This window comes from Rosenbergiella epipactidis (genome assembly GCF_018494055.1).
Lineage (GTDB): Bacteria > Pseudomonadota > Gammaproteobacteria > Enterobacterales > Enterobacteriaceae > Rosenbergiella > Rosenbergiella epipactidis.
The window spans coordinates 195176-220070 of the sequence record NZ_JABBFQ010000005.1; the positions used below are offsets into that span (position 1 = coordinate 195176).

General features: G+C 47.8%; 20 protein-coding genes. 12 read left to right on the top strand and 8 right to left on the bottom strand.

The window, feature by feature from the left end; genetic code table 11:
• Nucleotides 1-21 precede the first annotated feature (21 nt).
• From mnmG to ravA, 6 genes are all read right to left on the bottom strand, one after another.
• Nucleotides 22-1911, bottom strand: a complete 1890-nt coding sequence (mnmG, locus tag HGT71_RS10255) for a tRNA uridine-5-carboxymethylaminomethyl(34) synthesis enzyme MnmG (RefSeq protein ID WP_214217673.1) — start codon at nt 1909-1911, stop codon at nt 22-24.
• 431 nt (nt 1912-2342) lie between these two features.
• Nucleotides 2343-2783 carry an FMN-binding protein MioC gene (gene mioC, locus HGT71_RS10260; protein ID WP_099824382.1) on the bottom strand — a complete coding sequence of 147 codons (441 nt, stop codon included), beginning with the start codon at nt 2781-2783 and terminating at the stop codon, nt 2343-2345.
• Between the two features lie 153 nt (nt 2784-2936).
• Nucleotides 2937-3398, bottom strand: a complete 462-nt coding sequence (asnC, locus tag HGT71_RS10265) for a transcriptional regulator AsnC (protein ID WP_048913076.1) — start codon at nt 3396-3398, stop codon at nt 2937-2939.
• Nucleotides 3399-3443: 45 nt separating this feature from the next.
• Nucleotides 3444-5570 carry a 5-histidylcysteine sulfoxide synthase gene (gene ovoA, locus HGT71_RS10270; RefSeq protein WP_342355456.1) on the bottom strand — a complete coding sequence of 709 codons (2127 nt, stop codon included), beginning with the start codon at nt 5568-5570 and terminating at the stop codon, nt 3444-3446.
• 52 nt (nt 5571-5622) lie between these two features.
• Nucleotides 5623-7083 carry an ATPase RavA stimulator ViaA gene (gene viaA, locus HGT71_RS10275; RefSeq protein ID WP_214217674.1) on the bottom strand — a complete coding sequence of 487 codons (1461 nt, stop codon included), beginning with the start codon at nt 7081-7083 and terminating at the stop codon, nt 5623-5625.
• Nucleotides 7080-8576, bottom strand: a complete 1497-nt coding sequence (gene ravA / locus HGT71_RS10280; protein ID WP_214217675.1) for an ATPase RavA — start codon at nt 8574-8576, stop codon at nt 7080-7082. The genes viaA and ravA overlap by 4 nt, the downstream gene beginning before the upstream one ends.
• Nucleotides 8577-8778: 202 nt before the next feature.
• On the opposite strand from ravA, the gene kup reads away from it, so the two are divergent.
• From kup to HGT71_RS10295, 3 genes are all read left to right on the top strand, one after another.
• Nucleotides 8779-10647: a low affinity potassium transporter Kup gene (gene kup / locus HGT71_RS10285; protein ID WP_214217676.1), complete on the top strand. Its 1869-nt coding sequence runs from the start codon at nt 8779-8781 to the stop codon at nt 10645-10647.
• Between the two features lie 533 nt (nt 10648-11180).
• A complete protein-coding gene (locus HGT71_RS10290; protein WP_214217677.1) occupies nt 11181-11942 on the top strand; it encodes an N-acetylmuramoyl-L-alanine amidase in 762 nt (253 codons plus the stop codon).
• A gap of 13 nt (nt 11943-11955) precedes the next feature.
• Nucleotides 11956-12708: a hypothetical protein gene (locus HGT71_RS10295; protein WP_214217678.1), complete on the top strand. Its 753-nt coding sequence runs from the start codon at nt 11956-11958 to the stop codon at nt 12706-12708.
• A gap of 278 nt (nt 12709-12986) precedes the next feature.
• Here HGT71_RS10295 and HGT71_RS10300 read toward each other — a convergent pair whose 3' ends face one another.
• Complete coding sequence (locus HGT71_RS10300; RefSeq protein ID WP_214217679.1) at nt 12987-13862, bottom strand: LysR family transcriptional regulator; 876 nt, start codon at nt 13860-13862, stop codon at nt 12987-12989.
• Between the two features lie 98 nt (nt 13863-13960).
• Here HGT71_RS10300 and budA point away from each other — a divergent pair, with 98 nt between their 5' ends.
• From budA to rbsR, 9 genes are all read left to right on the top strand, one after another.
• Nucleotides 13961-14743 (top strand): acetolactate decarboxylase, encoded by a 783-nt coding sequence (budA, locus tag HGT71_RS10305; RefSeq protein WP_214217680.1) that lies wholly within the window; start codon nt 13961-13963, stop codon nt 14741-14743.
• A 12-nt stretch (nt 14744-14755) separates the two neighbouring features.
• Nucleotides 14756-16435 (top strand): acetolactate synthase AlsS, encoded by a 1680-nt coding sequence (gene alsS, locus HGT71_RS10310; protein ID WP_214217681.1) that lies wholly within the window; start codon nt 14756-14758, stop codon nt 16433-16435.
• Between the two features lie 13 nt (nt 16436-16448).
• Nucleotides 16449-17222, top strand: a complete 774-nt coding sequence (locus HGT71_RS10315; protein WP_214217682.1) for a (S)-acetoin forming diacetyl reductase — start codon at nt 16449-16451, stop codon at nt 17220-17222.
• Nucleotides 17223-17469: 247 nt separating this feature from the next.
• Nucleotides 17470-17889 (top strand): D-ribose pyranase, encoded by a 420-nt coding sequence (gene rbsD, locus HGT71_RS10320; protein WP_214217683.1) that lies wholly within the window; start codon nt 17470-17472, stop codon nt 17887-17889.
• A gap of 1 nt (nt 17890) precedes the next feature.
• Complete coding sequence (gene rbsA / locus HGT71_RS10325; protein WP_214217684.1) at nt 17891-19405, top strand: ribose ABC transporter ATP-binding protein RbsA; 1515 nt, start codon at nt 17891-17893, stop codon at nt 19403-19405.
• Nucleotides 19402-20373 (top strand): ribose ABC transporter permease, encoded by a 972-nt coding sequence (rbsC, locus tag HGT71_RS10330; RefSeq protein ID WP_048913064.1) that lies wholly within the window; start codon nt 19402-19404, stop codon nt 20371-20373. The genes rbsA and rbsC overlap by 4 nt, the downstream gene beginning before the upstream one ends.
• A gap of 26 nt (nt 20374-20399) precedes the next feature.
• Complete coding sequence (rbsB, locus tag HGT71_RS10335; protein ID WP_214217685.1) at nt 20400-21278, top strand: ribose ABC transporter substrate-binding protein RbsB; 879 nt, start codon at nt 20400-20402, stop codon at nt 21276-21278.
• 46 nt (nt 21279-21324) lie between these two features.
• The gene (rbsK, locus tag HGT71_RS10340) at nt 21325-22245 is read left to right on the top strand and encodes a ribokinase (protein ID WP_214217686.1); all 921 of its coding nucleotides are present in this window, start codon (nt 21325-21327) and stop codon (nt 22243-22245) included.
• 13 nt (nt 22246-22258) lie between these two features.
• The gene (rbsR, locus tag HGT71_RS10345; RefSeq protein ID WP_214217687.1) at nt 22259-23254 is read left to right on the top strand and encodes a ribose operon transcriptional repressor RbsR; all 996 of its coding nucleotides are present in this window, start codon (nt 22259-22261) and stop codon (nt 23252-23254) included.
• Here the strand turns inward: rbsR and HGT71_RS10350 are convergent.
• On the bottom strand, nt 23251-24645 hold the full coding sequence (locus tag HGT71_RS10350; protein WP_214217688.1) for a DHA2 family efflux MFS transporter permease subunit: 1395 nt from the start codon (nt 24643-24645) through the stop codon (nt 23251-23253). The genes rbsR and HGT71_RS10350 overlap by 4 nt on opposite strands.
• Between the last annotated feature and the right edge of the window lie 250 nt (nt 24646-24895).

Consider the following 24895-nt stretch of genomic DNA (forward strand, 5'->3'; position numbering starts at 1 on the left):
TTTCACTTCCTCTCAACTGACTTAGGCGCTTTTACGTAGCAACCCTTGCTTTTTAAGCCATATCAGCAAAATTGAGATGGCCGCAGGGGTAATACCTGAAATACGAGAGGCTTGACCGATCGATGTCGGTTTGTGGTCATTGAGCTTTGCGACCACTTCGTTCGATAAGCCATTTACATTCTTATAATCGAGGTCGACAGGAAGTAAGGTATTTTCATTACGTAAGTGTCGAGTAATCTCTTCTTGCTGACGAGCGATATACCCCTCGTACTTAACCTGAATTTCAACTTGCTCGGCTGCCAACGGATCGGTGACTGATGGCGTAAACAAGGCTAATTCGGTTAAGGCTTGATAGGTCATTTCAGGGCGACGCAGTAAATCTTCACCGTTCGCCTCTTTAGTCAAGGGTGCACTCAATACTTGATTCAGGTCGTCAACATTTGTCGATTTCGGATGAACCCAGATATCTCGTAAACGTTGACGCTCAAGCTCAATCATTTCCAGTTTTTGGTTAAACGCGGTCCAGCGAACATCGTCAACCAGTCCGAGATCACGGCCGATGGCAGTAAGACGTAAATCAGCGTTATCTTCACGCAGCATCAAACGATATTCTGCCCGAGAGGTGAACATACGGTAGGGTTCTTTGGTCCCTAGCGTGCAGAGATCGTCGACCAGTACGCCGATATACGCTTCATCACGTCTTGGCGTCCACGCCTCTTTATCGGCAGCATAACGTCCGGCATTTAAACCAGCGAGGAGTCCTTGCGCAGCCGCTTCCTCATATCCGGTTGTGCCATTGATCTGTCCAGCAAAGAACAGCCCCTGAATGTGCTTACTTTCCAGTGACGGTTTCAGGTCACGAGGATCAAAGAAATCATATTCAATGGCATAGCCAGGACGGATGATCCGTGCATTTTCCAGACCCTTCATCGAATGAACAATTTGCATTTGGACATCGAAAGGTAAGCTGGTTGAGATGCCGTTGGGGTAAATCTCGTTACTGGTCAGTCCTTCAGGTTCTAAAAAGATCTGGTGGGCGTTACGATCCGCAAAGCGCATAACCTTATCTTCGATCGAAGGGCAATAGCGCGGGCCAATGCCTTCGATAATCCCTGCATACATCGGGCTACGATCCAAATTATTACGGATCACATCATGCGTTTTTTCATTGGTATAAGTGATGTAACACGCCATTTGCTCTGGGTGTTGCGCAGCATTTCCCATAAATGAGAAGACTGGGCTTGGATTATCACCGTGTTGCGGCGCAAGTTGGCTAAAGTCGATAGTGCGTGCATCGATACGCGGGGGCGTGCCGGTCTTTAAACGATCAACTCGCAAAGGCAGTTCACGTAAACGACGAGCGAGTGGGATCGATGGCGGATCCCCCGCACGACCACCACTAAAATTATCCAAGCCGATATGAATTTTACCGTCTAAGAAGGTGCCTACCGTTAGAACCACCGAACGCGCTTTAAATTTCAAGCCCATTTGGGTCACAGCGCCCACTACCTGATCGTTTTCGACGATCAGATCGTCAACAGCTTGTTGGAATATCATCAGGTTAGGCTGGTTTTCAAGAACTGTCCTTACCGCTTGACGGTAAAGCACCCTATCTGCTTGTGCGCGAGTTGCCCGTACCGCTGGGCCTTTGCTGCTGTTTAGTATCCTAAACTGAATACCCGCATGGTCGATCGCCGTGGCCATTAATCCACCTAAGGCGTCCACTTCCTTAACCAGATGGCCTTTACCGATACCGCCGATTGCCGGGTTGCAGGACATCTGTCCCAACGTATCGATATTGTGAGTCAACAATAGCGTTTTTTGGCCCATACGAGCCGCAGCCATTGCCGCTTCCGTGCCAGCATGACCCCCACCAATGACAATGACGTCAAAAGGATCTGGATAAAACATGAAGTGTACCTCGGTTGATGAAATCTGTCGGACTGAATGTCCAGGTGATGAATTCTACTTAAATTATCGAATGGGGGAAAGTGGCACGATCCTTAAGGTTTAAAAGAAAGATCTTTATTCTGTATATGATCTTTCTGTTAGATCTCTTATTAGGATCGACCTTTTCTGTGGATAACCACTATTTCTTTAACAATATCAGGCTATTCAACGGGATCATTTCATGTGAATGATCGGTGATCGTTCTCCGTATAAGCTGGGATCAAGATCGGTAGTTATGCACAGCTCAATAAGTGAACGAAGGTTATTAGGTGGATAACCACGGGTTTTACGCATGATTCCCGCATTGTTATCCACAGAACTTTCATGATCTTTCTGTTAAATACAGAGTAAAAAACTAGGGATCTCGAAAAAAAAACGATCTAACGCGGGGGTTAAATCTTCTCTACCCACTCCACCAGCCACTCTTCAGCCGGATCTTCCGGGATTTCGTGTTCTAGCACATCTATTTCAAGACGATCGCCAATTCGGGTGGCTCCGAGCTGAGTTAATTGCTCATCAAGCGTCTTTATCGCCCCACAGAAGAGATCGTACTCTCGATTACCGAGTCCTATTGCGCCATAGCGAACACCACTAAGATCCGGTTTTTGTTCTGATAAGGCTTCACTAAAGTCGAGCAGATTATCCGGTAACTCGCCAGCACCGTGGGTTGAGGTGACAATGATCCAAATTCCTTCTAACGGGACTTCATCGAGCTCTGCACCATGAAGTAATTCACTGGTATGACCTGCTTCGCTTAATTTATCCGCGAGATGTTCTGCAACATACTCGGCACTCCCCAGTGTGCTACCCGTAATAAAAGTAATTTCAGCCATATACCCTCCTCAATAAAGGCGGCCATTGTACTCGGTGATCAAGCGGTGATCCACCTGTGGATAATAGGGGGATTATTATTTTTTAACTATTTAGGAAAGATTGAGCACTGTGGATCAAAGCACTGATAACTTTATCCACAGTATTGAGGGCGATTACGCTTTGATCGGTCGATCGATGGGGTTTTGTAGAGAGATCAGGGTTTCGGTAGACTGTATTTCATCAATGGTCTGGATCTTATTGACCAGCACATGCTGCAAGGCATCGATAGATCGACACATGACTTTGATAAAGACACTGTAGTGGCCAGTGGTGTACCAAGCCTCGACGACCTCATCGAGTGCTTCAAGCTTTTGTAAAGCTGCGGGGTAATCGCGCGCACTTTTTAAAATGATGCCTATAAAGCAACAGACATCAAACCCGAGTTTACGGGGATCGACCGCAATATGGGTGCCCGTTATCACACCACTTTGGCGCATCTTTTCGACACGAACGTGGATGGTCCCGGCACTCACGCCAAACATCTTGGCCAGTTCGGCGTAGGGCGTTTTTGCCTGTTTAAGCAGAACATTAAGAATATCTCGATCCAGTTCGTCGAGTTGCGAGGCATCAGACATATCACAATCCTTGAAAAAACAAACGCCCTAACGGGCGCTTGTACGCTACGCTCTACGGCGCCAATAGCTTGCTTGCGCCACGGTATATTGATGTTTACGGGCCGTCTCACGGATGACAAACGGAATATCTTCCGCTGGCTGAATTTCCTCAAAATCATCGCGTAATAGTCGCTGCAATGTTTGGTAGGTGGTGACGGCTTCACCGTTCTCACGAATCCCCCCTAACCAATTTTCTTTAGGCGTAAACGCTTCTAACCACGTATAGGGTGAAGAGAGCATTAGCACGCCACCAGGTTTCAATAATGCACTAAGACTTTTAAGGAAGCGTGTTGGCTCGCGTAAGCGATCAATTAAGTTTGAGGCAAAGATAAGATCATACTCGGCGTGTGTCACCTTTAAATTACAGGCATCCCCTTGTTTAAAATCGATCTTTTGCCATTGTTCGGCGGTAATGGCTAATTCGCTGAGGCGAACTTGATGATACTCGACCAGATCGCCTTCGGTAGGCAGTGCATAGCGGAAATCTTCTCCGGTCATCAATTGTAGCGCCACATCAATAAAGCGCGCTGAATAGTCGATACCGGTTACCCGATCAAAGTAGCGACTTAGCTCAAAGCTGGCACGTCCAGTGGCACAGCCGAGATCCAAGGCATGAAGGGTACTGTGACAATGGGGAATCACTTTCTCGACCAAGGCTTTAGCATAATTCTCTACGCAGAAGCGGTTCTCGCCATACTGGAAGTCGAGATATTGAGCGACCATGGTGTCAGTTTCGTAAGGATTTTTTAGCATAGTTTCCTGATGAGTCGATTCTACGTAGCGAAAGCCAGCGTGTTGGAAAAAGTGACGACGAAAAGCATAGCGTGCAGCTTTTAACGCCTCATTACCGGTTGATATCCAGCTCCCGCCTTTGATTAAGTTATGTTTACCGTCGAAGGTCGGGGTCGAAAAGTCGTCGTATAGAGGGTGTACGGTAAAGCCTTGATAACCGCTGATCGGTGTCGTGGTCCATTGCCACACATTACCGACGATATCGAAGAAATCACCCTGCGCAAAATAGGTAACAGGACACGAAGAGGCCCAGCCTTGCAGATTGATATTTCCGATAGGGGTTTGCCAGTCTGGGTGGTCCCCGTCGATCGGCTGGCGTAACCATGCCCACTCTCCTTCACTAGGGAGCTGAATCGGTCGGCCTGATTTCGCTGATTTCCATCGACAGAAAGCAGAGGCTTCCAACTGATTAACCTCGACAGGCCAATCCCACGGAAAATCAATCTCTTCGGCGAGGACCCGAAGCTTAAGCTGATCGGGTGATGCAATATCGCCTACCCAGAATGTCGGCTTATCAGCCTGAGTGTAGGTTCTCCACCCCCAGCCTTCTTCATCCCACCACTCGGCAGTTTGATAGCCGCCATCATCGACAAATTCGTAGAACTCGGCGTGGCTAACTAGCATTTTACTGGCGGCAAAAGGCGCTATTGTTTGCACCTGTTGGCCATATTCATTATCCCAGCCGTAATAATCGTCTTTCTTACCCAGCGTTAATGTTCCTCCTGATTGAGGCACTAACGTATTGTCTGGTACATCTTGACGACTTGATGAGAAATGCGGACAAATAGGCCAAGCCGGTTGCGGGGTAACCCAACTGATAGGGAGTTGTCGGATGAGAACACTTGAGGTTTCGAGATGAATACGCTCATGTTCGATACCCATTAATATCGCCCAAGCCGGATCATTCCAACCGATAGGGAGAGTGAGGGGAAGATGAGTAATTACCTCAATCACTTGTTGGCGAACACGATCGCGATAGTCTTGTACTGCTGCAGGGGTGGGCCAAGCGTAATGATCGTCATTCAGATCGTCCCAACTCATCTCATCGACGCCAATGGCCATCATGGCTTCCATTCGCTCATCGATCCGTTCGGTGAGGTAGCCGCCAGCAATCAATTTATTGATAAAAAAGGTGGCGGTATGCGCGTAATAAAAGATAAGCGGATGGCGAAGCGGAATCGCTTTAGTTGTCCACGCCTGTTCTTCCGTGAGGCAGGTAAACAATTGCTCGTAGGTGTGCCAAGTGGTGTGAAAGTAGTCGAGAAGTTCTCGACGTTTCTGCTCGGGGTCACCGCCTGAGAGCGAGGGGGTAAAAGCTGGTGTTAGCGTTGTAGTTTTCACGATAGTCGCTTTCCTTAATGATTATGTTCAAACTATAGCAGTCCCTTAGTATTTAGCGCCGGACGTAGCGTTTTAACCGGCTTTTTAATCCTGTATCAAAAGGCCAGATAAAATCAAAAATAGAGGTCAACCGAGGCTTTCCATGATCGGACAGCGTAACGGCATGAAAGCGTTGCTGATGCAGCTGTTGCTGCTGGCGAATCTGCTGCTGGATCTCTTCGCTAACGCGTTGTGCAACAAAATCGGAAATCACCACGACATCGGCTTCCTGCCAGCTGTCGGTTTGTAAGAGTTTTACCGCTTCGTGTAGGCAATGGCCGATATCTGTCCCCCCCCGAAAGCGTTGGCTCAAAAAACGGATCAACTGAGGCATGCCGCTCTCGGCGGTTAATTCGTATTGGATGATTTCTTGAGTAAACATCATCACAAAGCAACGTCGGTTTTCTTGAAACGCTATCTTGAGCAGTGCGAGGCAAAACGCTTTTGCGCAGCGTTCATTGAAGCCGCCCATAGAGCCAGAGGTGTCTACGCAGACAATAAACGGACCTTTGGGCTGTTGTTCTTTTTCTTGATAGGTAACCGGCCGTTGTGTTGTCACCAGCTGGTGGTCTTCGCCTTGTAGCTGATAGGTAAGAAGTCGTTTTTCGATAAGCTTGCGATAAAACTCGATTTCAAGTTCGTGCAAACTCAATGAGGCCAGCTCCGGTGGCAGAAGGCGTAATACGTCATCACTCTGATGAACACCTTGGACCTCTTCGGGGAAGGCGCTGGTAATCGATTGTAAATGTTGCTCGACACCAAGTTGAGTGGTGTCTGCAGCAATCGCTTTGGACTCTCGGCTGCGCCCCAGCTTTTGTGCTAGTTCATTGAGTTGCGGCTGGGAGCGTAGAAAATGACTGTATTCGGTTAAACGTTCGCTGTCCGCGGTATGCAGCGATGATTTGCTAAGATCCCATAAACGTCCATGGCTCATCTCTTCATCATCGTTGAGCAGTGGCGCGAGAAAACCGCTCATCGAGAGTTGTTTTTTTAACTCTTCTATTAATTTCTGTTTATGCTGCTCCAGCAGATCGTCATTAAGCGTCAAGGCTTGAAGAGTGAGATTCATTCGCCAACGTTGGATAAATAGACTGTGCTGGGCAGGCGTTAGCGACTCTCCCTCAGTCTGCTTCAGTAAGCTTTGTGCTTCTTCGTAAAACGGGGAGTTGAGTACTTCAAGCTGCTGACAGGTTTGTTGCAGTTGTTGGGTAAATTGATAATAAGTCAGTCCTAGCGTTTGAGTATAGAAGGCGAACTCTTGCGCTAATGCGTCCGGAACAGGGGTTTCTTTAAGTTGCTGCGTAATGGAGGCTTTAATCTGTGGCAACTCGCGTTGTAGCATTTTCTTCAGCTTAGGGCTTTTTTCGAAAAGCAGGACCAATTGTGGCGCCGTGAGCACGGTCGCCAAAAAATCATTCAGATTAATACTGTCATTTAGCGTCAGCAGATTGAGCAATGTATCCAGGGAGATCATCGCTGAGCCTGTTCGATGTGTGCCGCAACCTCTTGGAGGCTAGCCTCGATCTCGGCCAGCCACTCATTATTAATAAAGAGGCATTGCTGTTGCTGGCGGAAGAGCAGGCGTTGTTGCTGGAGACGGTCATGGAGCTGAGCAAACTGTTTAACAATCTCTTCAGGCATATCGCTGCGGATAACATCATCTTCATAGTTTAAGCGTGTTGCTTGTAAACTGATATCTCTCACCACGAGGCAGTCTTGTTCATCGACCGATAAATCGAGAGATTGCGGAAAACCAATACCGTTTAATTTACCCCGTATATCACCGGCTTTTTGTAACCAGTGGTGGAGGGCTTCACGCTCAATAACGATATGCGTGACACGTAAATGATGCAGGGTAAGCGGCTGCTGTAAAAGTAAGGTAAAGGTCTCGCCAGTCAGTGTGCTAGGCAACTGGTAATGCGGCTTACGGCTAAACATTGCACTCTGCTTCGTCAGTTTGAAGGCTTGAGTCAGGCTCTGTTCTTGATGAAGTGTTTGCTTACGCGCTTGGATTTGCTGCAATGCCAATAACATCGGTTGCTGCTGCCAGGCATGCTGGAGTAAGAGTGTGCGAATCTCTTGCTCGATAAGCGTGCGTGAAGCGGCGTTATGCCATAGGCACTCTTTTAATAAGATCAGATCCACAGGCGCTATCGCTTGTCGACCACTGAAAAAGGCGCTGGCCTGTAATAGATGAATTGCTTTTTTCCATCGACGGTCCGAGATATAAGGCGCATCGGCAATCTGCTGAAGCTGTTGGCGCAGTCGATAGATAAGTTCGAAGACCTCTTCGGGCAGTAATACCTTCGGGATGGCTTGCTGCCATTGGAAATATTCTTCGTCGGTAATGGCGAGGTTATCGTCTTCGAGGGTAAAGTGGTTATCTTCTACTTGTAACAGCATGCCGTGAAAGTGGCGCTTTTCATTGACGTTGGTGAGCCATAGGCGGATCAACATCCGATCATAAAGCGCTTCCAAGCCGCTCTCTTCATCCGGTAATTCATTGGAGGCGCTGATCAATAAGCGCATTGGGATCTTCTGCTCATCCTTACCATTACGAAACCGCCGTTCGTTAATCGCGGTTAAGAGGGTATTCAGTATCGCCGGGCCAGCTTTCCAAATCTCATCCAAGAACACCACTTCTGCATCCGGTAAATAGCCTTCGGTGATACGTTGATATCGCCCTTCATCTTTTAAAGCCTGAATAGATAAGGGGCCGAAGACTTCTTCTGGCGTTGAGAAACGCGTCATGAGATATTCGAAGGCAGTAGCCTGTTTAAACGCACACTTAATTCGGCGGGCAATTAAACTCTTCGCTATCCCTGGCGGCCCCATCAGAAACACACTCTCGCCACTGAGTGCAGCGAGTAGACAAAGACGTATGACATCGTGGCGTTCATACAACCCTTTTTCTAATTGATTACTCAGGCGGACAATTCTATCGGCGAGGAGTTGTGCGGGTATCATCAGGCATCCTTAAATCGCAGCTAAGTTCGCTATCTAGCGAGGCGAGCGTAAGTTTTTCTCTTTGCACTGTAAATGATTTTTGTCATTAAGTAATAGCATATGTTAATGCATGATAGGTTTTTTACTAAAACTGTGCATACTGTGCGGACTCCATTAATTATCAAGGTTGTTTAAGACTAATCGATCTAAACAGAAGATTTTTATGAACTCAGAGAATAAACAGTCTACAGCGGCGTTGACACTGGCAGCCATAGGTGTCGTTTACGGGGACATCGGCACAAGTCCCCTTTATACGTTGCGAGAATGCCTTTCTGGCGAATTTGGTTTTGGTATCGAACAACAGTCTGTTTTTGGTTTCCTTTCCTTAATTTTTTGGTTACTGGTGGTGGTCGTCTCGCTGAAATATATCAGCTATGTCATGCGTGCAGATAACGCCGGTGAAGGGGGAATATTAACCCTTATGTCACTGGCTGGCCGAAATACCCATGCTACCGCCACGGCAGTAGTCCTGATTCTGGGATTGATTGGCGGCAGCTTTTTCTTCGGTGAGGTGGTGATCACCCCAGCAATGTCTGTGCTCTCCGCGATAGAAGGCTTGGAAATCGCCGCACCATCCTTGGACGTCTTTATTGTACCGATTTCGATAATGGTACTGACCCTACTTTTTGTCATTCAGAAGCACGGTACTGGACTGGTAGGAAAGCTATTCGCACCGGTAATGCTGCTGTGGTTTATTCTGCTGGCGGTATTTGGGATTAATGGGATCATAAAGAATCCTGAGGTATTGCATGCTTTAAACCCGTGGTATGCCTTGCAATTCTTTCTTCACTATAAAACCATTTCATTCTTTGCGTTAGGCTCAGTGGTGCTGGCCATTACTGGGGTAGAGGCGCTATACGCCGATATGGGACACTTTGGTAAATTACCGATTCGTATTGCTTGGATGCTGGTGGTATTACCTTCTCTGGTTCTTAACTACTTTGGCCAAGGGGCGTTGTTAATGAAACACCCTGAAGCGATTAAAAACCCATTCTTCTTGCTGGCACCCGATTGGGCGCTGATCCCGATGCTGATTTTAGCGACCCTTGCGACGGTTATCGCCTCTCAGGCAGTGATTTCTGGCGTATTTTCATTAACTCGACAAGCGGTGCGCTTAGGCTATCTTCCTCCGATGCGTATCATCCATACTTCGGAAAATGAGTCAGGACAGATTTATATCCCAGTTGTGAACTGGCTACTCTATACCGCAGTGGTGTTGGTGATCGTAAGCTTTAAGCATTCGAGTAATTTGGCGGCCGCCTATGGGATTGCCGTCACCGGAACAATGGTGTTAACCACGTTACTTTCCTGTACGGTGGCGAGAAAAAATTGGCACTGGAGTCTCTTCTCCGTCGTACCACTCTGCATTTTCTTGCTCTGTATCGATGTGCCGTTATTCTCGGCGAACTTAGTGAAGATCCTATCCGGCGGTTGGTTGCCTCTGACACTGGCCTTGGTGATGTTTATCATCATGACCACGTGGAAGAGTGAACGTTTCCGGGCATTAAGAAAGATGCATGAGCACGGTAACTCACTGGAAGCGATGATCTCTTCTCTAGAGAAACATCCTCCTGTGCGAGTCTCGGGGACGGCGGTCTACATGACCAGAGTGAAGAACATCATTCCTTTCGCGTTATTACACAATCTCAAACACAATAAAGTCCTGCATGAGCGTGTCGTCTTGCTGACCTTACGGACTGAGGATGCGCCTTATGTCCATAATGTGCATCGTGTCAGTATTGAGCAGCTCTCACCGACGTTTTGGCGGGTAGTCGCCAGTTATGGTTGGCGAGAAATCCCGAATATGGAAGATATTTTCCATCGCTGTGGTCTGGAGGGCTTGAATTGTCGGATGATGGAAACATCGTTTTTTATGTCTAATGAGTCATTAATTTTAGGTAAACGACCGTGGTATCTGCGCTTACGCGGTAAGCTATTCTTACTGCTGCAACGCAATGCTTTACGAGCGCCTGACCAATTTGAGATCCCGCCTAACCGCGTCATTCAACTCGGTACACAAGTCGAAATTTAATCCGAAATGAACGCATGATGCTGGTCACTCAAGGTGACCAGCTAGTTTTAAGCCGTATAGTGCCTAGGTGCTCACCTAGGCTTACCTCGTTATAAGTTATCGATATTTCCATCATGTCGGGTACGCCAGCTCCAGGTGTCTTTAGCCTGTATTCAAGATGATGAGTGAATCCCTTACAGAACCACGCCGCGATCTGAGTTATTAAATTTTGGCGCGAAAGAGTTAGCCAGAATGTGTGTCTTGGAATTAATGCGTTCACCCGAAATTTCCGCATCCCCATGGAAAATTGGGCATGTTATCAGGCTCTGCAACTGAATTAATTTGCTTTCAGTACCAATATTATTGGCGCGCCGCTGCAGCCGATAAAGAAAGGGTATTCGAGTCGTAAGGATAGACCTCGAACAGCCCTGTTTTGTGATAGTGATTAGAATGTAAATAATGATCTACATCATGCTATCTGATTTGCTTAAGAACGCAACGCAATGAGCAGAGTCTAACCTAATGTTGAATCACAACATCGGTAAGGAGTCTGTATGTACCAGATTGATTATAATAGTTTTCGCTCTGTTAAAGGATTTAATCGACGCGTTCGTTTTCTGGTCTTGCACTATACTGCGCTCAATTTTGATAATGCTATCATTGCATTGACAGGTTCTTCGGTCAGTGCTCATTACCTTGTTCCTGACCCTTCAGATAAATCGTATCTCGATGCTGGTTTTAACAATATGCGCCTCTTTAATCTGGTCGATGAAAACGAACGTGCTTGGCATGCCGGGGCTAGCTCTTGGGCCGGCCGAAATAATCTTAACGACACCTCTATAGGCATTGAGATTGTTAATTTAGCGACTGATAATGACGGGATATATACCTTCCCACCTTATAATCCCGTCCAGATTGATGCAGTCAAGGGATTGGCAATAAATATCCTTCAGCGTTACCCAGATATTACGCCCGTTAACGTTGTGGGTCACAGTGATATTGCTCCCGGAAGGAAAAATGATCCCGGCAGTGCTTTCCCGTGGAAAGCGCTTTATGACGTTGGCGTCGGGGCATGGTTTGATGAGGAAACAAAGAGTCAATATATAGAGCAGTTTAGCCATGTTTTACCGTCGAAAGATGACATGATACTCATGCTGAAACGCTATGGTTACGATACCTCGGGTTCAGAAACCGATATGGGTTATGTTCAGTTAATACGTGCATTTCAGCTACATTTTCGTCCTTGTGATTACAGCGGTAAAGTAGATTTTGAAACTGCTGCGATCCTTTATGCTCTTGTGGAAAAATACAAATAGGGAAATATAGATTATGAATAAATTTATTATGGGTGGTTGGAGTCAGTCTCTGTCCGGAAAACCCCTTCAGGAATTCGACATAATTATGTATGGCATGGTGACCAACTTGGATGGACTGACCACTGGGACAGCGACAAGCCCTGGCTGGAGTCCTGAAAAACAGACTAAACCTGATAATACTTCCGTTTTTAAAGGGAAGACGCTATGGGTTTACGGTGGAGGAGGATGCTCGCCAGAAGGGAAGCCTGCAAATCAGGAAGAAGTTCTAAGGATTGCTGAAGCGACAAAAAGTAGGGGCTGGGATGGTGTAGATTTTGATGATGAATGCAATATGAATACTGACTTGGTGATTGAGGCAATGAAGCAGTTAAAACAATGCAGCAAAGAGACAAGCTTTGGTTTTATTGCCGGATATTCCTACAACCACCCGACCACAGAGAATGGAAAAAAACTGAACGATAAGGTTAAAAAGCTTATCCAGTCGGACCAGTGTGACCGTTTTATCCATTACTGTTATGCGACAGCTATGTGGAGTAAAGGGGATATTATCAGTAACGTTATTCCAGCCTTAAAACGGACGTTAGCACAGGGTGCAGAGAGTAAAAAATGTATTCTGGCCCTGACAACAAGGGGACTGACTGATTGGAATTTAAATTATTTTATCGATCAGGTTCTGGACTTCAATCTTGGCGGACTTTTTATCTGGAAATATGAAGACTTAAAAGATGAACATTATAAAATCATTAAAGAAAGACTAAGAAAATAAAATAAGCGTTTAACGCTGAAGTCAGTGACCGACCTATCGGTCACTGAAATAGCGATACAGAAAGTTAAATTTATCCCTAATTTACAAAATAATCCCAAATCCATTAATAGCCACTCATGCCAGCGTTACATTATCTTGGTAAGAGATAAATAAGGATAAATAGACGATGTTCACCTCCTATGCCGGTTATCCAACGGCAGGCGTAGCAGTCCCATAATAGGTCTGTAGACACTCCAATATTACGCCTAATGCCTTATTTTTATGCTGGCTCTTTACGCTTAGTCACTGCCTGCACTGATCAAAGAAAGTAGATGTTTAATAATGGGTGAGCGGTCCCAACGACGCCATGCTAAGGCTATCTCAGTGGTCAACTGCGGGGCCTGGATTTTCCGATAGGACACACCAGGCATCGCAATGATGGTGAGTGATTCTGGAACGAAGGTAAAACCAAAGCCGCTGGCAACCATCGCAATCGAGGCAGACATCTGCGGCGCTTGGGTCGCTAGCTGGGGCACGACGCCCTGTTCATGGCAAAAATGGATAATCATGTCATAAAGGCTGGGTGCCAGTTCTCTAGGGAATAAAATGAGCGGCGAATTTTTGAGGATCGTCTCGAGAGGGGTGTTAGCCTCTTCCTCGCGGACCACTAGAAACATACTTTCTTGAGTAATAGTTTGCAGATTAAATTCTTGGCTCGTTTGACAAGGTAATCTGACAAACGCAGCGTCTAACGTCCCTTCGCGTAGCGATTGCATCAATTGCGACATATTACTTTCTTCTGAAAGCAAGGTTGCAGAGGGATAGAGAGTATGAAACTTGTTTAAACGCTTAAACACCATGGGGTGAAAGACGCTGGAACAAGCAAACCCTAAGGTTGCTTTACCATTAATCCCGCGCGCAATCCCCCGAGTCTTTTCCAGAGCCTGATCGGTCAACAATAATATCTGTCTCGCTTCTTTGTAAAAAGCTTCCCCTGCCTCGGTCAATTCCACCCCACTTTTTAAACGAAGAAAAAGCGGCGTACCGATTTCCCTCTCTAAACGGAGGATCTGCTGGCTTAATGGAGGTTGGGAAATTGACAGCTTTTCAGCCGCACGAGTGAAGTTGCGCGTTTCCGCGACGGCAACAAAATAACGAAGATAACGCAGTTCCATATCGATAACGTCTTAAAGTCGGGCCTTCCCTATATTGGAACTCGATAGCGTCATAGGTCAACATACTTTCTAAGGTTTTTACTTATAGAGAGGAAAGCATGGCTGATCATCTTATTGATTGCGACTGTGCCTCACAACTCGGACAGATGGTTACATTGGCCCATCAGCAAGGACCTGAAAAAGTGATTTTTCAAACGTCCTTAATGAGCGCCTTACTGAGTGGGGTGTATGACGGTTCGATGACCGTTGCGGATCTGCTCGAAAAAGGCGATTTTGGCTTGGGGACTTTTAACCATTTAGACGGTGAGCTGGTGGCGCTCGATCATCAAATTTACCAACTTAAATCAGATGGTAGCGCACGCCAGGCGCGAGCGGATCAACAAACCCCCTTTGCCGTGATGACCTTCTTCCAACCAGACTACTGTCTCGAGCTGGACCAGCCCACGTCACGGCAAGCGATTCATCGACTGATCGATCAGCACCTTCCTTCAGACAACCTGTTCTGCGCCCTGCGGATAGAGGGGAACTTCCAGCAAGCGCAGACCCGCACAGTGCCGGAACAGTCTCGGCCTTACCGACCCATGCAAGCAGCGATAGCTGAGCAACCTATCTTTACCTTTAATCAGAAAACGGGGGCAGTGATTGGTTTTCGCACACCGCAGTATATGCAGGGAATCAATGTTGCCGGATACCACGAACACTTTATCACCGACGATCGGCAAGGGGGCGGCCATCTTCTGGACTACCAATTACTGTCTGGGACCCTGACGTTTGGTGCAATTCATAAGCTGGTGGTGGATTTACCTACCCATCATGAATTTCTTAATGCCGATTTACACCCAGAAGACCTCGATCAAGCGATACGCGCAGTAGAGAGTTAAGTGGAGATAATAATGCGTAACAAAATTCAAGATAAGCAGTGGCAATCCGGTGCAGACCTGGTGGTGGCACAACTCGAAGCACAAGGCGTAAAGCAGATTTTTGGTATTCCTGGTGCTAAAATTGATCGCGTCTTCGATTCTTTAGTCGATTCATCTATAGAGATGATTCCGGTTCGGCACGAGGCAAACGGGGCCTTTATGGCCGCAGCAATTGGCCGCTTAACCGGCAAAGCAGGGGTAACCTTAGTCACCTCAGGTCCGGGATGTTCCAATATTATTACCGGTGTCGCCACCGCGACCAGTGAGGGTGACCCAGTGGTGGCAATAGGCGGCGCGGTTAAACGCTCCGATAGCGCAAAGCAGGTACACCAGAGTATGGATACGGTAGGGATGTTTCGCCCGATCACCAAATACTCGGTAGAAGTCAATTCAGCGGATGCGATCAGCGAAGTTATCACGAATGCTTTTCGGAAAGCTGAGCTGGGACGGCCCGGCGGCACCTTTGTCAGCCTGCCACAAGATATTATTAATGATCCCGTACGGGGCCATACGCTACCAGTTATCCCCTCAATGAAACAAGGTGCAGCCCCCGTTAATGATATTAAAGCCCTCGCGAAACAGATTGAGCAGGCGAAAAATCCCGTGATCTTGCTGGGGCTGATGGCCAGTCAAACCGAAAATGCTCAGGCGCTCAAGCAGTTATTAGATGTGAGTCATATTCCGGTAACCAGTACCTATCAGGCGGCAGGGGCGATCACCGAAGACCATTTTAGCCGCTTCGCAGGCCGCGTAGGTCTGTTCAATAACCAAGCTGGGGATAAGTTGTTACGCCAAGCGGATTTAGTTATCACCATTGGCTATAGCCCAGTAGAGTACGAACCGGCTATGTGGAGTGATGGCAATGTTGCCTTGGCACATATCGATGTCGTGCCCGCCGAACCAGATAATTATTATATTCCGGATATTGAGCTGATTGGTGATATTGCCCAGACCCTCACGCTATTAACTCAACACATCGCCAGCCCGCTGATTCTTAGCCCAGAGACGAGCCTAGTATTAGAAGATAGACAGTTACAACGGCAAATTCTCTCGACGAAAGCCCATCAGTTAAACCAGTTTGCGATCCACCCCTTACGTATCGTGCGGGCAATGCAAGACATCATTAATAACGATGTGTCGTTAACGGTTGATATGGGGAGTTTCCACATTTGGATCGCTCGGTATCTTTACAGTTTCCGTGCACGGCAAATCATCATCTCTAATGGACAACAAACCATGGGGGTCGCACTACCTTGGGCCATCGGTGCCTGGTTGGTGGACCCTTCACGAAAAGTGGTATCGGTCTCGGGAGATGGTGGATTTATGCAATCCAGTATGGAACTGGAGACAGCGGTAAGACTAAAAGCCAACATTTTGCACATTATCTGGGTGGATGATGAGTACAACATGGTGGCGATGCAAGAACAAAAAAAATACCAACGCGTTTCTGGGGTTAAGTTCGGGGCCATCGACTTCAAGGCCTATGCTGAAGCTTTTGGTGCAGCAGGCTTTGCCGTTGAAAGTACCGATCAGCTTGAACCTATTTTAAAACGCGCAATGGATGTGGAGGGGCCTGCAGTCGTAGCGATTCCTGTCGATTATTCCGATAATCCACGATTAATGGAAGCGCTACATCTAAGTCAAATTATCTAAGAAGGATTACAAGATGAAGCATCGAGTGGCATTAGTGACAGGTGCAGGACAAGGTATAGGTGAAGCGATTGTACTACGGTTATCCCATGATGGGTTCGCTGTCGCCGTAGTTGATCTCGACGCGCAGGCTGCCGCCAGTGTTTGTAATAAAATTGAGCAAGCGGGGGGCAAAGCGTTAGCAATTCAGGCCGATGTAGCCGATCGCGCGCAGGTATTTGCCGCGGTTCAGCAAACCCAGCGTACTTTCGGTGGCTTTGATGTCATCGTCAATAATGCTGGGATTGCCCCGTCAACGCCTATTGAGTCGATCACTGAGGATATTGTCGACAAAGTCTATAACATCAATGTGAAAGGTGTTATTTGGGGGATGCAGGCGGCTATCGAGGCCTTTAAGCAGCTCGGCCACGGGGGAAAAATTATTAATGCATCCTCTCAGGCGGGCCACGTGGGAAATCCAGAACTTGCGGTGTACAGTTCCAGTAAGTTTGCCGTGAGAGGGTTAACCCAAACCGCTGCCCGTGATTTGGCTCCGCTAGGGATTACCGTTAACGCCTACTGCCCAGGCATCGTGAAAACGCCGATGTGGCAACGGATTGATAAAGAAATTTCGGCGGCAGCGGGACAACCCGAAGGCTACGGAACGGAGCAGTTCGCAAAACGTATTACCTTGGGACGCTTATCTGAAGCCGACGATGTCGCGGCCTGTGTTTCCTACCTTGCTGGACCGGACGCTAATTATATGACCGGACAATCGCTATTGATCGACGGTGGAATGGTCTTTAGCTAATCCTTGCCCCCACTGTCTTACCGAGGCAGTGGGGTTTCCTTCCTTACCCTAAGGCTTCAGCTAAAAGCGGATCGCCTAAACATTTATTCGCGTAACGAATTACAGTGTTACATCAATTATTTGGTGTGCATCACTGTTTCAGCGAATCGATTCGATGGTTATCACATTTCTTTTATTACTCGATTGAGCAAGCGATTAGGCTTCGTTCATGCTACTGCCAGCGAAACGTTTCGCTGAGGAGCGAAGTATGAATAAAGGCCACCTATTACATCCCGACATTGCCCATCTTGTCACGCAACTCGGTCATTTTGAGACCCTGACGATTGCCGATGCAGGGCTACCTATCCCGCCAGCGCTTACCCGTATTGATCTGGCGTTGACGCAAGGCGTCCCCAGTTTTCAACAAGTGAGCGAAGTGGTTGCCACCGCCATGCAGATCCAAACGGCACATATTGCCGAAGAGATCGTTGAGCATAATCCGCAGGCACATCAGCAGTTACTGGCATTAATTGATCGCGTGTCAGTCGAGCAGGGACAACAGGTAGAGGTTTTCTATCTCTCACACGACCGGTTTAAATCGCTGACCCACCAGTCGCGTGCCGTTATTCGTACTGGGGAGTGCACCCCTTATGCCAATGTGGTCTTTACGGCGGGAGTCACTTTTTAAGATGGAGACTGAATGCCTATTGTCCCTCTCCCAGATTGAAAAGTCCTTTCCAGGCGTTAAAGCGCTGGATGGTGCTTCGCTGTGCGTCAAGGCCGGACGGGTCATGGCGTTAGTGGGCGAGAATGGCGCCGGAAAATCGACAATGATGAAGATCATGACGGGTATTTATCAAAAAGATGCTGGAACGTGCCAATGGTTGGGAAAAGAGACGGTCTTTTCTGGTCCGAAACAGTCACAAGAAGCCGGTATTGGCATTATCCATCAAGAGCTTAACCTGATTGGTACCCTGACAGTGGCTGAAAATATTTTTCTTGGTCGAGAGCCACGGCTCGCCTTTGGACGTATCGATTGGAAAACACTGTATCGCGAGGCCGATCGGCTGCTTGCCCGCTTGAAACTCCGTTTTTCCAGCAAAGTGTTGGTCGATAGCTTATCAATCGGCGATCAACAGATGGTCGAAATCGCTAAAGTTTTGAGTTACCAGTCTAAGGTAATCGTGATGGACGAGCCGACAGATGCCCTGACCGATACTGAAACTCTCGCCCTTTTCAATGTCATTAATGAATTAACCGCCCAAGGGTGTGGCATCGTCTATATCTCGCATCGTATGAAAGAGATTTTTGATATCTGCGACGATGTCACTGTTTTTCGAGATGGCCGATTTATTGGCGAGTACCCGATCGACGCTATCAATGAAGAGCGCCTCATTGAACTGATGGTGGGTCGAAAGCTTGAGGATCAGTATCCGCATCTTGATAAAGAGCCTGGTGCAATACGCTTAGCGGTCAAGCAGTTAAGCGGGCCGGGCATTGATAATATTAGCTTTACGCTACGCAGCGGCGAGATCCTTGGTATATCAGGATTGATGGGGGCGGGGCGTACTGAGCTAATGAAAATGATCTACGGTGCCTACCCTAAAACCGCAGGCGAACTGGTATTGAACCAACAGCCTATCCAACTACGAACCCCGCAGCAGGCACTGAAACAAGGCATTGTTTACATCTCTGAAGACCGTAAACGGGAAGGGCTGATTTTAGGCATGTCGATTAAGCACAACATGTCACTTACTGCCCTGCCTTATTTCTCGGGACACGGCGGACGATTGAACCACCACGAAGAACGCCTGACTGTCGGGGACTTTATCCGCTTATTCAATATTAAAACCGACTCGATGGATAAGACTATCGGCTTGTTATCGGGTGGCAACCAACAAAAGGTTTCCATTGCGCGAGGGTTAATGACCAAACCGAAAGTCTTAATCCTCGATGAACCGACTCGTGGCGTCGATGTTGGCGCAAAAAAAGAGATTTACCAGCTCATTAACCAGTGTAAAGCACAAGGGTTGAGCATCATCTTGGTCTCTTCGGAAATGCCAGAGGTTTTGGGGATGAGTGACCGTATTCTGGTGATGCACGAAGGGCGTATGAGTGGCGAGTTTACTCGGCAACAAGCGACACAAGAGAAACTTATGGCAGCCGCCGTCGGCAAGCAGCATAGCGAGGAGTTAGTGATATGAATCCCACCACCGCCAACCCGACAGCTAAACGCTCGTTATGGCACGGCATTCGCGAGCAAAAATCCTTTATCGCGCTATTGATACTGATAGCCGTCGTGGCGACGCAAAGTAGTAATTTTTTCACCCTAGCGAACCTCTTCAATATCTTACAGCAGACCTCGGTCAACGCCATTATGGCGGTGGGGATGACCTTAGTGATTCTGGCAGCCGGTATCGATCTATCGGTCGGATCATTATTGGCTTTTACCGGCGCCTTAGTCGCGTCGCTAATCGGCCATGAGGTCAATGCATTGCTAGCCGTTGCTGCCGCCTTAGTGGCCGGAGGCCTTATCGGTGGCGTGACGGGGATAGTGATTGCATGGGGGAAGGTCCAAGCCTTTATCGCAACCTTAGTCATGATGCTATTACTTCGTGGCGCGACCATGGTCTTTACCGATGGCAGCCCGATCAGTACCGGATTTAGCGATAATAGCGATCATTTCAGCCTTATCGGTATTGGTCAGTTATTGGGTGTGCCGGTTCCCGTGTGGATTATGGCGGTTGTCTTTATTGCCGCATGGTATCTACTCAATCATACCCGTTTGGGACGCTACATTTATGCGCTAGGCGGTAATGAGGCCGCTACCCGACTCTCAGGCATCAATGTGACTCGTATAAAAATTACCGTATATGCCCTCTGCGGTGCGTTAGCCGCTTTGGCAGGAAGCATTGAAGTTGCCCGTCTCTCCTCGGCGCAGCCAACCGCAGGAACGGGATACGAATTGGATGCGATTGCTGCAGTCGTATTAGGCGGTTGTAGCTTATCCGGTGGACGAGGGCGTATTACGGGAACCTTGATTGGCGCATTGATCCTAGGGTTCCTCAATAATGGATTAAACCTTATGGGCGTGTCGTCGTATTTCCAAATGATAGTCAAAGCAATTGTTATCCTGCTGGCGGTGCTAGCAGACAATAAAAGTCACCAATAACTGTTCACTTTTTAAGGGTATCTTCGATGAAAAAATTAACGGCGCTTTCACTCTTAATGAGTACGATGATCTGCGGTAATGCATTGGCTAAAGAGACATTAGGCTTAGTGGTCTCGACCTTGAATAACCCCTTCTTTGTTTCATTGAAGCAAGGGGCGCAGCGTGAAGCGGATAAACTCGGCTACGATCTCGTGGTGGTCGATTCTCAGAATAACCCCGCACGGGAGCTTGCTAATATTCAAGACTTAACGGTACGTGGCACTAAACTGTTATTGATCAACCCAACGGATTCCGATGCGGTGGGAAATGGGATTAACATTGCTAATCAGGCAAAAATTCCAGTTATCACGCTTGACCGTGTCGCGACGAAGGGAGAGGTGGTCAGTCATATTGCTTCCGATAATGTCAAAGGTGGCAAGATGGCCGGTGACTTTATCGCGCAAAAATTAGGTGAGGGAGCGAAAGTGATTCAGTTACAAGGTATTGCAGGGACTTCGGCATCGCGTGAGCGAGGAAAAGGGTTCGCTGAAGCCGCACAAGCGCATCACTTTACGCTTTTAGCGCGTCAGCCCGCCGATTTTGACCGTACCAAAGGCTTAAATGTCATGCAGAATTTGTTGCAAGCCCATAGTAATGTTCAAGCCGTGTTTGCCGAAAATGACGAAATGGCCTTAGGTGCATTACGAGCCTTACAGACGGCTGGAAGAAAAGATGTGCTAGTGGTCGGTTTCGATGGGACGGCAGATGGCATAGCGGCAGTGAAACGCGGAAAAATGGCGGCCACCGTTGCACAATTACCTGAGCAAATTGGTATCACCGGCGTTGAGAATGCCGATAAGATTTTAAAAGGTCAGGCAATTCCTAAGGTTATTCCTGTCGATCTCACCTTAGTTACTCCTCAATAACGATAAACACGGTACCCGAATGAGGTACCGCGAACGGACGGCGACAATGCAAGCGAATAAAAAAATGGTGGTGCTTGGCAGTATCAATATCGATCATGTCCTGCAGGTCCCGCACTTCCCTAAGCCGGGAGAGACGTTGTCTGGGACACATTACCAGATGAGCTTTGGCGGAAAGGGGGCGAACCAAGCGGTAGCCGCTGGTCGCAGTGGTGCATCCATCGCCTTTATGGCTTGCGTCGGTGAGGATGAGGTCGGTCAATCGATTCGCGAGCAGCTATTGAAAGATAACATTGATATCTCGGCGATTGAGGTGGCGGAAGGTGAGGCTACCGGTCTTGCGATGATCTACCTCGATGATCAGGGGGAAAATACCATTGGTATTTACCCCGGTGCGAATGCTGCCCTGACAACAGCCTATGTCGAGAAATATCGGCAAGTGATTACCGATTGTGATGGGTTATTACTTCAACTTGAGACGCCCTTAGAAAGTGTATTAGCGGCAGCAAAGCTTGCTCATCAACACGCTATTTTAACTGTTTTAAACCCAGCACCGGCGCAACCGCTAAGTGATGATCTGCTATCTCTGATTGATATCATTACACCCAACGAAACCGAAGCTGAAGCCTTGACGGGAATCTCCGTTCAAACCGATCAGGATGCCGAGCAAGCCGCTCGTTACTTACACCATAAAGGTATCGATACCGTTATGATTACCTTAGGAAATCGCGGGGTTTGGCTAAGTGTCAACGGCCAGGGGCAACGTATTGCGGGTTATGACGTAACGGTGAAAGATACCATTGCTGCGGGGGATACTTTCAATGGCGCTTTTCTCTGTCGCTATCTTGAAACAGCTGATTGGCAGCAAGCAGTAGACTTTGCACAAGCGGCGGCGGCCATTGCCGTTTCCCGCCAAGGGGCACAAACGTCGATACCTTGGCGTGATGAGATTATCGATTTTCTACAATAATAAGGACAGTGTGTTGGCGACGATTAAGGATGTTGCACGCAGAGCGGGGGTATCGACCTCTACGGTTTCACATGTCATTAATCAAAATCGGTTTGTGAGTGATGATATTCAGCAACGGGTTTTGGAGGCTATCGCCAAACTTAACTATACCCCCAGCGCGTTAGCACGAAGCCTTAAGCTCAATCAAACGCGCACCATAGGTATGCTGGTCACCACCAGTAGCAATCCTTTTTATGCAGAGGTCGTTAAAGGGGTAGAAGATAGTTGTTATGCGCGAGGGTATAGCTTAATCCTCTGTAATACAGCGGAGGATGCTCAGCGTATGAGCCGAAGCCTGGAAACGTTAATTCAAAAGCGGGTCGATGGCTTATTACTGATGTGTAATGAGGGGCACGCCGCACTCGCGCCGCTTTTACAACGCTATCCTGCATTACCGATAGTTATGATGGACTGGTCTCCACTGACTGGGTTAAGCGATGTTATTGAAGAGAATGCGTTACTTGGCGGTGAGTTAGCGACCAAACACCTGATTGACCGAGGATATCAGCATATTGCCTGTATTAGCGGCCCACTAGACAAGAGCCCGGCACGACGGCGCGTAGAGGGGTTTAAGCGTGCGCTACTGACGGTGGGGCGTCCTATTAATGAAAAGTATATTGTTCAAGGCGATTTCGAATTCTCTGGCGGAATGTCGAGTATGCAGCAACTCTTAACGCTAACGCCTAGACCGGATGCAGTCTTTGCTTGTAATGATGCGATGGCGGTCGGGGTCTATCAAGCCCTGTTCCGTGCCGGACTGGCCATACCGGATGATGTTGCGGTGATTGGCTATGATGATATCGCGTTATCGGTATACCTTACCCCGCCCCTAACCACGATTCATCAACCGAAAGATACTCTCGGCCAAGTCGCTATCGATTTATTACTTCATCGAATCGAAGAGAAAAAAGGGGGAGCACCGGTTTCTTGGGCACTCACCCCTGAATTGAAGGTTAGAGCATCGACCTAGCTTTTTTTTGCCGGTCTTTTGATAAGGTTTTCGCCATCACTCTTCATTAATAATAAGAAGGTACTGCCAGCGATTACCGTGACAATACCCATGGTAATGAAGGTAGCTTGGAATTGCCCTTCTATTGTTGTTTGGTACTCCTGCCAAAAGCGTAAAACGGCGGCGCTGACACTGACGCCAAAACTAATGGCTAATTGCTGAGTGACCGCGAGTACGCTGTTACCACCGCTGGCATGTTCATCGGTGAGATCTGCTAAGGTGATGGTGTTCATGGACGTGAACTGTGTCGACATCGCCATCCCTATCAAGAATAGGGGCGGCAGTAACCACAGGATAGAGTGTTGCGCAGACTGCAAGGCAAAGCTCATTATCAATAAGCCAATCATGGCGCTAATACCGACTAGCGTTCGGCGATAACCCTGGCGGCGAAGTAACGGAGTGACGGTTGATTTGGCTAAGATAGCCCCTGCTGCAGTGGCTATCATGATAAAGCCAGCGTAAAGCGCGGAATAGCCAAAAGCGACTTGCAGTAATAAAGGAATCAGGAAAGGAATACATCCGGTACCGAGCCGCGAGGCAACGTTACCCGCAATCCCTACGGAGAAGGTACGGATTCTAAACATCGCAAGGTTAATTAAAGGCGTCTTGTACTTAACCGCATGCTTTATATAGAAAGCGAGAAGTAAAACACCGACTACCATTGCCGCTATCGCAACACTTAACGAGACTTGTGCTTCGCCTAACAACTCTACGCCAATTGATAATGCAACGATCGACCCACTAAATAGAAGAAAGCCTAGTGCATCAAATTTCCGCTTTGGTACCGTAAAGTCTGGCATGTATTTACGGGCAAAGAAAATCCCGATCAAGGCAATAGGAATGTTAATCAAGAAAATCCAATGCCAGCTGGCGTAGGTCACAAAGAAGCCACCGAGCACGGGTCCCATGACGGGGCCTAATAAGCCAGGCATGGTGACAAAGTTTAATATAGGCAGGAGTTCATTCCGCGGATAAGCACGAAGTAGCGTAAGTCGTGCAACGGGCATCATCATGGCACCGCCGATTCCCTGAACGACACGAGAGACAACCAATAGTCCCAGTGAGTTTGATAAGGCACAAGCGAGAGACCCTAGGGCAAACAAGGTGACGGCACAAATAAAGACCTTTCTCGTTCCACACCGATCGGCGAGCCAACCACTTACCGGAATTAACATTGCGACGGTTAGCGAATAACTAATGATCGTAGATTGCATGGCGAGGGGTGAACGGTGCAGACTTTCGGCAATAGCAGGCAGTGCAGTATTTAAGATAGTGGCATCTAATGCTTGCATAAAGAAAGCCATCGCCGCAATCCAAGGCAATCCGGTGAGGTCGCTGGTGGAACGAACCATTGAGAGGTCCTTTATTTATTGAATTAGTCTGCTAAGTATACGCATCTTGGGCATAGAGTTGAGGCTTAATTAAAGTCATGCAGCCATTTTATTTATGAAGTGAGGGCGGATTGTTGTAAAAAGCAGCGCTTTTCTTAGGGGTTTGTCTGATATCTGCACGTTTGGTTTGATTTATCACCACTCAGTAAAAAAGTTTAAATAATCCCTTGCGCTCTGAGCGGAACTCCCTATAATGCGCATCCACTGACAC

Excerpts from the sequence above, each read along its gene's own strand:
- kup (WP_214217676.1), top strand. The coding sequence starts at position 8,779 with ATGAACTCAGAGAATAAACAGTCTACAGCGGCGTTGACACTGGCAGCC.
- HGT71_RS10300 (WP_214217679.1), bottom strand. The coding sequence starts at position 13,862 with ATGGAACTGCGTTATCTTCGTTATTTTGTTGCCGTCGCGGAAACGCGC.
- viaA (WP_214217674.1), bottom strand. The coding sequence starts at position 7,083 with ATGATCTCCCTGGATACATTGCTCAATCTGCTGACGCTAAATGACAGT.
- budA (WP_214217680.1), top strand. The coding sequence starts at position 13,961 with ATGGCTGATCATCTTATTGATTGCGACTGTGCCTCACAACTCGGACAG.
- rbsD (WP_214217683.1), top strand. The coding sequence starts at position 17,470 with ATGAATAAAGGCCACCTATTACATCCCGACATTGCCCATCTTGTCACG.
- asnC (WP_048913076.1), bottom strand. The coding sequence starts at position 3,398 with ATGTCTGATGCCTCGCAACTCGACGAACTGGATCGAGATATTCTTAAT.
- rbsA (WP_214217684.1), top strand. The coding sequence starts at position 17,891 with ATGGAGACTGAATGCCTATTGTCCCTCTCCCAGATTGAAAAGTCCTTT.
- rbsK (WP_214217686.1), top strand. The coding sequence starts at position 21,325 with ATGCAAGCGAATAAAAAAATGGTGGTGCTTGGCAGTATCAATATCGAT.
- rbsC (WP_048913064.1), top strand. The coding sequence starts at position 19,402 with ATGAATCCCACCACCGCCAACCCGACAGCTAAACGCTCGTTATGGCAC.
- HGT71_RS10315 (WP_214217682.1), top strand. The coding sequence starts at position 16,449 with ATGAAGCATCGAGTGGCATTAGTGACAGGTGCAGGACAAGGTATAGGT.
- mnmG (WP_214217673.1), bottom strand. The coding sequence starts at position 1,911 with ATGTTTTATCCAGATCCTTTTGACGTCATTGTCATTGGTGGGGGTCAT.
- HGT71_RS10295 (WP_214217678.1), top strand. The coding sequence starts at position 11,956 with ATGAATAAATTTATTATGGGTGGTTGGAGTCAGTCTCTGTCCGGAAAA.
- alsS (WP_214217681.1), top strand. The coding sequence starts at position 14,756 with ATGCGTAACAAAATTCAAGATAAGCAGTGGCAATCCGGTGCAGACCTG.
- mioC (WP_099824382.1), bottom strand. The coding sequence starts at position 2,783 with ATGGCTGAAATTACTTTTATTACGGGTAGCACACTGGGGAGTGCCGAG.
- rbsB (WP_214217685.1), top strand. The coding sequence starts at position 20,400 with ATGAAAAAATTAACGGCGCTTTCACTCTTAATGAGTACGATGATCTGC.
- ravA (WP_214217675.1), bottom strand. The coding sequence starts at position 8,576 with ATGATACCCGCACAACTCCTCGCCGATAGAATTGTCCGCCTGAGTAAT.
- HGT71_RS10290 (WP_214217677.1), top strand. The coding sequence starts at position 11,181 with ATGTACCAGATTGATTATAATAGTTTTCGCTCTGTTAAAGGATTTAAT.
- HGT71_RS10350 (WP_214217688.1), bottom strand. The coding sequence starts at position 24,645 with ATGGTTCGTTCCACCAGCGACCTCACCGGATTGCCTTGGATTGCGGCG.